Origin of the sequence: Lonepinella sp. BR2357 (genome assembly GCF_051851525.1) — a bacterium.
Classification (GTDB): domain Bacteria; phylum Pseudomonadota; class Gammaproteobacteria; order Enterobacterales; family Pasteurellaceae; genus Lonepinella.
Genome location: NZ_JBPDVG010000006.1, coordinates 144682 through 154885 on the forward strand (window position 1 = coordinate 144682; position 10204 = coordinate 154885).

The following is a 10204-nucleotide window of genomic DNA, read 5'->3' on the forward strand; positions in this document are numbered from 1 at the left end:
CCTATTTTTATTTTCAAAACCGATAAATTTGTTTTAGAATAAGGCATTATTCTTACGCCATGTTTAGACCAATGAAACTCAATTTTCCAACCATATTAACTATTTTTCGGGTGATTCTGATCCCATTCTTTATTATTGCGTTCTATTTACCCGCTGAATGGACAAATATTGTGACCACGGCGATCTTTTTTGTGGCCTCTATCACCGATTTATTTGATGGCTATTTAGCACGCAAATGGAAACAAACTACCCGTTTTGGCGCCTTTTTAGATCCTGTGGCGGATAAAGTGATTGTTTCTGCTGCCTTAATTTTAATTGTGGAATATTATCATGCCTTTTGGATTACCATTCCGGCTATTGTGGTGATTTCCCGAGAAATTATCGTATCCGCCTTGCGTGAATGGATGGCCGAAGTAGGCAGTCGAGCTAAAGTGGCGGTGTCTTGGATTGGCAAAGTTAAAACTACGGCGCAAATGTTAGCATTGGGGGGGTTGTTATGGCGTTATAACAGCCTTATGGAATACGCTGCCATTGCCTTACTCTATGTGGCCGCCATTTTAACGATTTGGTCTATGCTGCAATATTTACATGCAGCAAAAGAGCCACTTTTGCAAGACCATAATAATGAATAATTTAGAGGCATAATTAATTTATTTCGTGATCTTGTTTACAAAAGAATACAAAATCGATTTAAATTTAACCATTTGAATTTATTATTTAAAATAACATTTGACTCGGGTTATAAAATCCGTAAAATGCAAAACCGTTGAAAGCCATCAGCCGAAAACAAAGCGGGAATAGCTCAGTTGGTAGAGCACGACCTTGCCAAGGTCGGGGTCGCGAGTTCGAGCCTCGTTTCCCGCTCCAATTTAAACCTAATGAAAGTTAGGAAATGCGTTTAGCCCGAGTGGCGGAATCGGTAGACGCAAGGGATTTAAAATCCCTCGCCTTTCGGGGCGTGCCAGTTCAAGTCTGGCCTCGGGCACCATTTAAAGCAACATAAAAGCAATATAACGACAGCTTAAGCCTGTCTTTTTTTATGCCGTTCCCCCGCTATTCATCTCTATCGGTAGCTAATTCCAAGATTTTTAAAATCACCTGTACGGCACTTTCCATGCCCTCAAGGGTAATCAGTTCGTGAATACTGTGGAAATTATAACCACCGGTAAAAATATTCGGACAAGCTAATCCTTGTTCGGCCAACCATGCACCGTCAGTGCCACCACGAATCGGTTTATGATGAGGTTTAATTCCGCACTCTCGCATAGCTAAATCGGCTAATTCAATGGATTTTGGTACTTTACTCACGCAGTTATACATATTTTTATAACTGTCTTGGATCGTCACTTGAATCGGTGGCGAAAGCTGTTTTTGTTGGTTGAGTTGGTTCACCAATGACACAAGCAAGGCTTTACGTTGTTCAAAATGTGCATTATCAAAATCTCGAATTAAGTAATGTAATTCTACCCCGTTGACATCCCCCACAAATCGATTTAAATGGAAAAAACCTTGTTTATCCGCCGTTTTTTCTGGCACCTCGTCAGCGGGCAATAATTGTTGAAACTCACAAGCCAAGGTTAACGCATTGACCATTTTATCTTTGGCATAACCCGGATGAATGTTGCGACCAGAAAGACAAATTGTCGCACTGGCCGCATTAAAATTTTCGTATTCCAATTCCCCGACAGCGCCACCATCAATGGTATAAGCCCAATCACAAGGGAATTTGTCCAACGCAAAAAATTGCATACCTAAACTGATTTCTTCATCAGGGGTAAATGCCACACGAACATTGCAATAAGGCTGATTGCTGTGTTTTAAGCGAAAAAGTGCGGTCATAATTTCGGCAATTCCCGCCTTGTTGTCTGCGCCAAGCAATGTGGTGCCATCCGTCACAATCAAGGTTTTGCCCACTAATTTGTGCATAAACGGAAACATGACAGGGCTAATAAATTGTTCACCAAGGCCTAACGCCACATCACCGCCACGATAATTGACAATCACTTCGGGTTTGACATTTTTACCACTGCAATCGGGCGACGTATCTAAATGCGCCAATAAGCCGATAGTGGGTGCGTTGGTCACATTGCTTGGCAAATAAGCGGTTAAAATCCCATGTTCAGAAAGTTGAATATCTTGCAATCCCAAGGCTTGTAGTTCTTGCGCCAAATATTTGGCTAATTTCAGTTGACCCAGTGAACTTGGCGAGTATTTTGCGCCGATTTTAGCTTGGGTATCAAATGACACATAGTTTAAAAAACGCTCCAATAAATCATGATGATATTCTGCTGTTGACATGGTTTTCTCCCTTAATATTTTTCTGTTTTGATTATGCAAAAACCCCATTCAATACGCAATTTTTTTCACAAATTTATGCACGAAGTTTTATCTATATCAATTTTTAGGCATTTATTGGGTAACCACTGAAAAAAATTGGCGAAAAAAGGCATTATTTCCTTTTCATTATGCCCCAATCGCTATATCATAAGGGCTTATAAAATTCGGTGCTTGCTTATGCGTTTAAGTGAGTGTTGTGGTTCTATTTAACTAATCCATATTAGTTTTTCAGGGAGAAAACCAAAGCTAGTGGAAAAAACGACTAACCCTATCGTTTTGGAAGAAACGCCAAAACCCATTGTTGAGTTACGTTCTCTTACAAAATCCTATGGTGATAACACCATTATCCAAGATTTCAATCTCACCATTAATAACGGTGAATTTATCACGATTCTAGGCCCTTCAGGCTGTGGTAAAACCACGGTTTTACGCTTAATTGCGGGCTTTGAAGAAGTCAATGGCGGTCAAATTATTATTGACGGTGAAGATGTGACCCATATTCCCGCCGAACAACGCCATGTCAATACCGTGTTCCAAAGTTATGCGCTCTTTCCACACATGACCATTTTTGAAAACGTGGCCTTTGGATTGCGTATGCAAAAAGTCCCTGAAGCAGAAATTAAGCCCCGTGTACTGGACGCCTTGCGTATGGTGCAATTAGAAGACATGGCAGAACGCAAGCCAAGCCAACTTTCAGGTGGTCAACAACAACGTATCGCCATTGCCCGTGCGGTGGTGAATAAACCGAAAGTCTTATTATTAGACGAATCCTTGTCTGCATTGGATTACAAGTTGCGTAAGCAAATGCAGAATGAATTAAAATCTTTACAACGTCAATTAGGCATTACCTTTATTTTCGTGACCCACGATCAGGAAGAAGCCTTAACCATGTCTGATCGCATTATTGTGTTAAGAAAAGGCAATATTGAACAAGACGGTTCACCACGAGAAATTTACGAAGAACCGCGTAATTTATTCGTGGCGAAATTTATTGGCGAAATCAATATTTTTGACGCTACCGTGTTACACCGTGTGGATGAAAAACGGGTGAAAGCCAATGTAGAAGGTCGCATTTGTGATATTTATGTGGATCAAGAAGTGCATGAGGGGCAAAAACTCAAGGTATTGTTACGCCCTGAAGATGTGTTGCTTGAAGAATTGGATGAAAATGAACAATCCAGTGCCATTATCGGTTACATTCGTGAACGTAACTACAAGGGCATGACCTTGGAATCCACCGTTGAATTAGAACATAACGGCAAAATGGTGCTGGTCAGTGAGTTCTTTAATGAGGACGACCCGAATATCGATCACTCCTTAGATCAAAAAGTGGCGGTGACTTGGATTGAAAAATGGGAAGTGGTATTAAACGATGAAAATGATCACCAATAAATTCCAAAAGGTTACGGTCGGCATTATTTTTGCGTGGCTGATTTTCTTTGTTTTTGCACCGAACTTTCTTGTCTTTTTGGTGAGTTTTTTAAGCAAAGATGCCAGTAATTTCTATGCGTTGCCGTTTACCTTTGAAAACTACACTCGACTATTCGAGCCGTTATATGGCACCGTGGTGTGGAATTCCTTGTATATGTCAGGCATTGCCACGATTTTATGTTTGGTGATCGGCTACCCGTTCGCCTTTATCATGACAAAAATCAAGGAGAAATACCGACCACTGTTGATGTTCCTGTTGGTGTTGCCATTTTGGACCAACTCATTAATTCGTATTTACGGCATGAAAGTGTTTCTTGGGGTAAAAGGCATTTTAAACAGCTTGTTATTATCCATTGGGATTATTAACGAACCGATTCGGATTTTAAATACCGAAATTGCGGTGATTATTGGCTTAGTTTATTTGCTGTTACCTTTTATGATTTTGCCACTCTACTCGGCCATTGAAAAATTAGATCTTCGCCTATTAGAGGCGGCCAAAGATTTAGGTGCCAATGGATTCCAACGTTTTGTAAAAATCATTATTCCATTGACCATGCCGGGGATTGTCTCTGGTTGCTTACTGGTATTACTGCCTGCCATGGGGATGTTCTATGTAGCAGACTTATTAGGCGGAGCAAAAGTCTTATTAGTGGGTAACGTGATTAAGAGCGAATTCTTGATTTCTCGTAACTGGCCATTTGGTTCGGCGATTAGTATTGGCTTAACCATTTTAATGGCGTTATTAATTTTCGTTTATTATAAAGCGAATAAATTACTGAATAAGAAAGTGGAGCTAGAATAATGGGTCGTATCCTACGTAGTGGTTTTATGTTGGTGGTATATGCCTATTTGTATATCCCCATCGTGATTTTAGTGGGTAACTCGTTCAACGGTGACCGTTATGGGTTAAGTTGGAAAGGGTTTACTTGGAACTGGTATGAGCGTTTGTTTAACAATGATACGCTAATTCAAGCGGCAATTCACTCGGTCGTCATTGCCTTTGTGGGTGCGACTTTGGCCACCATTATCGGTAGCTTAACGGCCATTGCTTTATACCGTTATAAATTCCGTGGAAAACAAGCGGTCAGCGGTATGTTGTTTGTGGTCATGATGTCCCCCGATATCGTGATGGCGGTGTCTTTATTGGCCTTGTTTATGATTGTGGGCATTTCCTTAGGTTTCTGGTCGCTATTACTCGCCCATATCACCTTCTGTTTGCCTTATGTGGTGGTCAGCGTGTTCTCTCGCTTAAAAGGCTTTGACTTGCGTATGCTTGAGGCGGCTCGTGACTTAGGCGCCAGTGAAGTGACGATTTTGCGTAAAATTATTTTACCTCTCGCACTACCTGCGATTATTTCAGGTTGGCTACTTAGTTTCACCTTATCTTTAGATGATGTCGTGGTGTCTTCTTTCGTCAGCGGTGCAAGCTATGAAATTTTACCATTGAAAATCTATTCCTTGGTTAAAACAGGGGTCACCCCTGAAGTGAATGCCCTCGCCACGATCATGATTGTACTTTCCTTGTTATTAGTGGTGATCGGTCAGTTGATTAATAAGAAAGAGAAAATATAGGCAAAACCTAGATAAAGCCTAGACAAAACCAACGTTTCAACATAAAATAGCGCCCGACCCGAAGCTAGTCCCTAGCCCAAAGTCAGGCGTTTTTTTATGACTTTCTATTTGAAAAAATAAAAAGCGGATACTCTTACTTACTCTCAACGGAGAAAATCTTAAATGAAAAAATTAGCAGGTCTTTTCGCAGTTAGCTTAGTCGCTGTTGCTTTGACTGGTTGTAACGATAAAGAAACCAAAACGGAAACTTCTGCAGCCCCAGCGGCCACCCCCGCAGCAAGTGAAGATAAAGTGGTCAATCTTTATACTTGGACGGAATATGTACCAGATGGTTTATTAGACGAATTTACCAAAGAAACCGGTATCAAAGTCAACGTATCAAGCCTTGAATCTAACGAAACCATGTATGCCAAAGTGAAATTACAAGGTGCGGGGGCTGACGGTTACGACGTGATTGCGCCGTCAAACTATTTCGTGTCTAAAATGGCACGTGAAGGAATGTTAAAAGAGTTAGATCACAGCAAATTGCCAGTGATTGCAGAACTCGATCCGGATTGGTTAGACAAAGACTACGACAAGGGTAACAAATACTCTTTACCACAATTATTAGGTGCGCCGGGTATTGCCTATAACGTCAAAACCTACAAAGGATCTGATTTCACTTCTTGGGGTGACTTATGGAAACCTGAATTTGCCGGTAAAGTGCAATTATTAGATGACGCGCGTGAAGTGTTTAATATTGCCTTAGTGAAATTAGGTAAAAATCCAAATACCACCAACCCAGATGAAATCAAAGCCGCTTACGAAGAATTATTGAAATTGCGTCCAAACGTACTTTCTTTCAATTCAGACAACCCTGCGAACTCGTTTATTTCTGGCGAAGTTGAATTAGGTCAATTATGGAACGGTTCTGTACGCATTGCGAAAAAAGAATCACCAGATACCATTGACATGGTTTTCCCGAAAGAAGGGCCGGTATTATGGGTTGATACCTTAGCGATTCCCGCTAATGCAAAACACCCAGACGCCGCACACAAATTAATTAACTATATGTTAAGTGAAAAAGTGTCTGAGCAATTAACTTTAGAAATTGGTTATCCAACTTCCAACTTAAAAGCAAAAGCGAAATTACCCGCAGAGATCACCAACGATCCAGCCATCTACCCAACGGCTGACGTCTTGCAAAAGTCTTACTGGCAAGATGATGTGGGCGAAGCGGTTGAATTATATGAAAAATATTATCAAGAGCTAAAAGCAGCAAAATAATATTGCGGAATTTGATAACTTAAAAAAGTGCGGTGATTTTCACCGCGCTTTTTGTTTATCTCAAACAAACCCAAACATAAAATAAATTTCTCTCATTCACATAATTTTGCTTGCATAGGGATTAAAATGAATATATATTCACAATAAATGAATAAATATATAAAACACCCCAAAGGAAGATATTATGCACAGCTCCGAATTAGTCCAATGGTTTCGTCAATCTACCCCTTATGTCAATATGCACCGTGGCAAAACTTTTGTGATTATGCTTGATGGTGATACGATTGCGAGTACAAATTTTATTAATATTATCAGCGATATTCGTTTATTACACAGTTTAGGGATCAAATTAATCATTGTGTTTGGTGCGAGAGTGCAAATTAATGAATTGCTTTTGCAGCACCAGATTACACCACAATATCATAAAAATATTCGCATTACCGATCAAAAAACCCTTGATTTGGTCAAGCAAGCGGTAGGAAAACTGAATTATGATATTACTTCAAGACTGTCAATGCGCCTTCCCCATTCGCCTTTGCTCAATGTGGTCAGCAGTAACTTTATTTTGGCGCAACCCATTGGCGTGGACGACGGTGTCGATTATTTATTAAGTGGCAAGCTCCGCCGTATTGAAGTGGAAAATATTCAACAACAGTTAGATCGTGACGCAATCGTGTTAATTGGCCCGATTGCCCCCTCCGTGACGGGGGAAAGTTTTAATCTGCCTTTTGAAGAAATTGCGACACAGGTTGCGATTAAAATTAAAGCCGAAAAACTGATTGGCTTTAGTGCCACACAAGGGATTTTAGACCCACAAAAACAAACCATTTCGGATTTATTGCCACAAAATGCGGTGGAATATCTGCAAAAATTTATTCACAACGATCTTTATCACAGTTCCCAAGCTCGCTTTCTACAAGCGGCCATTGATGTTTGCCGTGCAGGGGTTAAACGTTCGCATCTATTAAGTTATGAAGAAGATGGTTCATTATTGCAAGAATTATTTACCCGTGACGGTGTGGGAACACAGCTTTCAATGGAAAATGCCGAAGATATTCGCTTGGCAACCATTCGTGATATTCCAAGTTTATTAGAACTGATTCAACCCTTAGAACAACAAGGTATTTTAGTCAAACGCTCTCGTGAACAATTAGAAATGGATATTGAAAAATATACGATTATTGACCGAGATGGTGTCATTATCGCTTGTGCCGCATTAAATGTTTACCCGCAGGAAAAAATGGCTGAAATGGCTTGTGTCGCGGTTCACCCCGATTATCGTAACTCCTCGCGTGGTGATATTCTGTTAGACGCCATTCAAAAACGCGCCAAAAATGTCGGCATTGAAAAATTATTTGTTCTCACCACCCGAACCGTTCATTGGTTTCAAGAACGCGGATTTAGCGTCGCCAATGTAGAAGATCTGCCACAGGAAAAACGAGAACATTATAATTATCAACGCCGATCTAAGATTTTGATTCAGGATTTAGCTTGATAACTCGCCCACAAAATGCCGTTGTGATTTCGTTTCATCACGGCTTAATATCAAACGGTGGTAATTTTCAAACCGCACGGGGTGAATTTTGCCTTGTTCAACAGCTTCTCGTAAGGCACATTGCGGATCGTCTAAATGCTTACAATCACGGAATTTGCACGTGCCGAGAAAATATTGAAATTCACGATAACCCCGCGTAATTTGCTCGGGTTCTAAATGCCATAAACCAAATTCTCGAATACCCGGGCTATCAATCAGATTCCCCCCTTGTGGCAAATGATATAAACGTGATGATGTGGTGGTATGTTGCCCTAAGCCGGAATTCTCACTCACCGCATTAGTTGTCGCATTGACATCAGGCATGATTTGATTGACCAGACTGGATTTCCCGACCCCCGATTGCCCGACAAAAATAGAGGTGCCAGAAGCTAAAAGTGCGGTTAATTTTTGCATATTTTTGCCCGTTTGGGCGGAAATCATCAGAGTTTGATAGCCAATATCTTGGTAAATTTTTAGCTGTTGTTCTGCTTCCGCCAGTGCCTGCTCAGAAAGCAAATCCACTTTATTTAACACAATCACTGCTGGAATATTCGCCGTTTCGCAAATCACTAAATAACGGTCAATAATATTCAATGATAGGGTTGGCAACACGGCAGACACAATAATAATGCGATCAATATTGGCGGCCATGACTTTTAACCCATCATAATAATCAGGGCGAGCCAGTTCATTTTGACGGGGTTGCACCGCTTCAATCACGCCACTAATCCCTTGTAATTGCGCCAGCCCTTTACGCCAAATGACCCGATCCCCCACCACCACGCTCGCCAACGTGCGGCGTAAATTACAACGGAAAATATGGCCTTGTTCATCTTCCACATCCGCGTGCATAGAATAACGTGTTACCACCACGCCATCTTGCGTATCCCCGAGCATATCATCTTGCCAATCTATTTGTTTTTTCTGTTGGCGTTGATGGCGATCTAAGGCTTTTGCATTATTACGATGAATACGCCGTTTTTGGTTTTGGGTGAGTTTTTGCTTTGCCAATGAGATTTCCTTAAAAGTGCGGTGATTTTTCTATCTATTTTATAATTGTGAATTTTGCTACAATAGCACAAATTCAATATAGGATACTTGATATTATGCCACAAGATAAAGAAAATCTCATTTGGATCGATCTCGAAATGACAGGATTAGATCCCGAAAAAGAACGAATTATTGAAATCGCCACCATTGTCACAGATAAAAACTTAAATATCCTTGCCGAAGGGCCTGTATTAGCGGTTAAACAATCTGATGAATTATTAGCCAAAATGAGTGATTGGTGTGTGAAAACCCATACAGAAAATGGCTTAATTGAACGCGTCAAAACCAGCAAGCTCACTGAACGCGCGGCCGAATTACAAACCCTCGATTTCTTAAAAAAATGGGTACCGAAAGGCCAATCCCCTATTTGTGGCAATAGCGTGGCACAAGATAAACGCTTTTTATTTAAATATATGCCCGATTTAGCCGATTATTTCCACTATCGTTATTTAGATGTCAGCACATTAAAAGAACTGGCTCGCCGTTGGAAACCTGAAGTGTTAGAGGGATTTAAAAAAGAAAACACCCATTTAGCCTTAGATGATATTCGGGAAAGTATTAAAGAACTCGCTTATTATCGTGAAAATTTTATTAAATTAGCTTAGAATTTCTACAAACAAACAGAAAATAAAAATTTTTGCTTGCGAACAATCAAAATCTTCGTATAATAGGCTCTGTTTACGACATATTAAATGTCGCTCTGCGGGAATAGCTCAGTTGGTAGAGCACGACCTTGCCAAGGTCGGGGTCGCGAGTTCGAGCCTCGTTTCCCGCTCCAAATTTTAAAGGACGCTTTGAGCGTCCTTTTTTCATATCGGATTTCGTATCCGAAATTGGCATAGTAGACAAAATAGTTGGTAAAAAAACAGGTTAAAGCCTTATAGTAATTGGCTTTAACCTAATTTTTTGAAATATGAACAAAAAACTGTCCTTTTTGCCAAAATTCATCAATTCAGAAATATGGCACTCAAAACAATATTCAACGCTATAAATGTAGTACTTGTCATAAAACTT

Annotated in this window: 9 protein-coding genes, 3 tRNA genes and 1 pseudogene; 11 read left to right on the plus strand and 2 right to left on the minus strand. The window is 40.4% G+C overall.

Features of this window, described 5'->3' with window-relative positions:
• The first annotated feature begins 71 nt into the window (after window positions 1-71).
• The 3 genes from pgsA (at window position 72) to ACTG7L_RS05570 (ending at window position 988) form a co-directional block, all read left to right on the plus strand.
• A complete protein-coding gene (pgsA, locus tag ACTG7L_RS05560; protein ID WP_439257843.1) occupies window positions 72-632 on the plus strand; it encodes a CDP-diacylglycerol--glycerol-3-phosphate 3-phosphatidyltransferase in 561 nt (186 codons plus the stop codon).
• A 159-nt stretch (window positions 633-791) separates the two neighbouring features.
• Window positions 792-867, plus strand: a tRNA-Gly gene (locus ACTG7L_RS05565).
• A 34-nt stretch (window positions 868-901) separates the two neighbouring features.
• Window positions 902-988, plus strand: a tRNA-Leu gene (locus ACTG7L_RS05570).
• 65 nt (window positions 989-1053) lie between these two features.
• Here ACTG7L_RS05570 and pepT read toward each other — a convergent pair.
• On the minus strand, window positions 1054-2298 hold the full coding sequence (gene pepT / locus ACTG7L_RS05575; RefSeq protein ID WP_439327761.1) for a peptidase T: 1245 nt from the start codon (window positions 2296-2298) through the stop codon (window positions 1054-1056).
• Window positions 2299-2607: 309 nt separating this feature from the next.
• Between pepT and potA the strand changes: the two genes are divergently transcribed.
• The 5 genes from potA to argA all read left to right on the plus strand — a co-directional run bounded on the left by potA (window position 2608) and on the right by argA (window position 8101).
• Window positions 2608-3729 carry a spermidine/putrescine ABC transporter ATP-binding protein PotA gene (gene potA, locus ACTG7L_RS05580; RefSeq protein ID WP_439241947.1) on the plus strand — a complete coding sequence of 374 codons (1122 nt, stop codon included), beginning with the start codon at window positions 2608-2610 and terminating at the stop codon, window positions 3727-3729.
• Complete coding sequence (gene potB / locus ACTG7L_RS05585; RefSeq protein WP_439327762.1) at window positions 3710-4570, plus strand: spermidine/putrescine ABC transporter permease PotB; 861 nt, start codon at window positions 3710-3712, stop codon at window positions 4568-4570. The genes potA and potB overlap by 20 nt, the downstream gene beginning before the upstream one ends.
• Complete coding sequence (potC, locus tag ACTG7L_RS05590) at window positions 4570-5340, plus strand: spermidine/putrescine ABC transporter permease PotC (RefSeq protein WP_386692969.1); 771 nt, start codon at window positions 4570-4572, stop codon at window positions 5338-5340. Before potB ends, potC begins: the two co-directional genes overlap by 1 nt.
• Window positions 5341-5502: 162 nt before the next feature.
• Complete coding sequence (locus tag ACTG7L_RS05595; RefSeq protein WP_439241920.1) at window positions 5503-6606, plus strand: extracellular solute-binding protein; 1104 nt, start codon at window positions 5503-5505, stop codon at window positions 6604-6606.
• A 184-nt stretch (window positions 6607-6790) separates the two neighbouring features.
• Complete coding sequence (gene argA, locus ACTG7L_RS05600; protein ID WP_439327763.1) at window positions 6791-8101, plus strand: amino-acid N-acetyltransferase; 1311 nt, start codon at window positions 6791-6793, stop codon at window positions 8099-8101.
• Here the strand turns inward: argA and rsgA are convergent.
• On the minus strand, window positions 8093-9151 hold the full coding sequence (gene rsgA / locus ACTG7L_RS05605) for a small ribosomal subunit biogenesis GTPase RsgA (protein ID WP_439327764.1): 1059 nt from the start codon (window positions 9149-9151) through the stop codon (window positions 8093-8095). The genes argA and rsgA overlap by 9 nt on opposite strands.
• A gap of 95 nt (window positions 9152-9246) precedes the next feature.
• On the opposite strand from rsgA, the gene orn reads away from it, so the two are divergent.
• The 3 genes and pseudogenes from orn to ACTG7L_RS05620 form a co-directional block, all read left to right on the plus strand.
• Window positions 9247-9795: an oligoribonuclease gene (gene orn / locus ACTG7L_RS05610; protein WP_439327765.1), complete on the plus strand. Its 549-nt coding sequence runs from the start codon at window positions 9247-9249 to the stop codon at window positions 9793-9795.
• 97 nt (window positions 9796-9892) lie between these two features.
• Window positions 9893-9968, plus strand: a tRNA-Gly gene (locus tag ACTG7L_RS05615).
• A 157-nt stretch (window positions 9969-10125) separates the two neighbouring features.
• A pseudogene (locus tag ACTG7L_RS05620) lies at window positions 10126-10204 on the plus strand (transposase-like zinc-binding domain-containing protein); the annotation flags it as partial.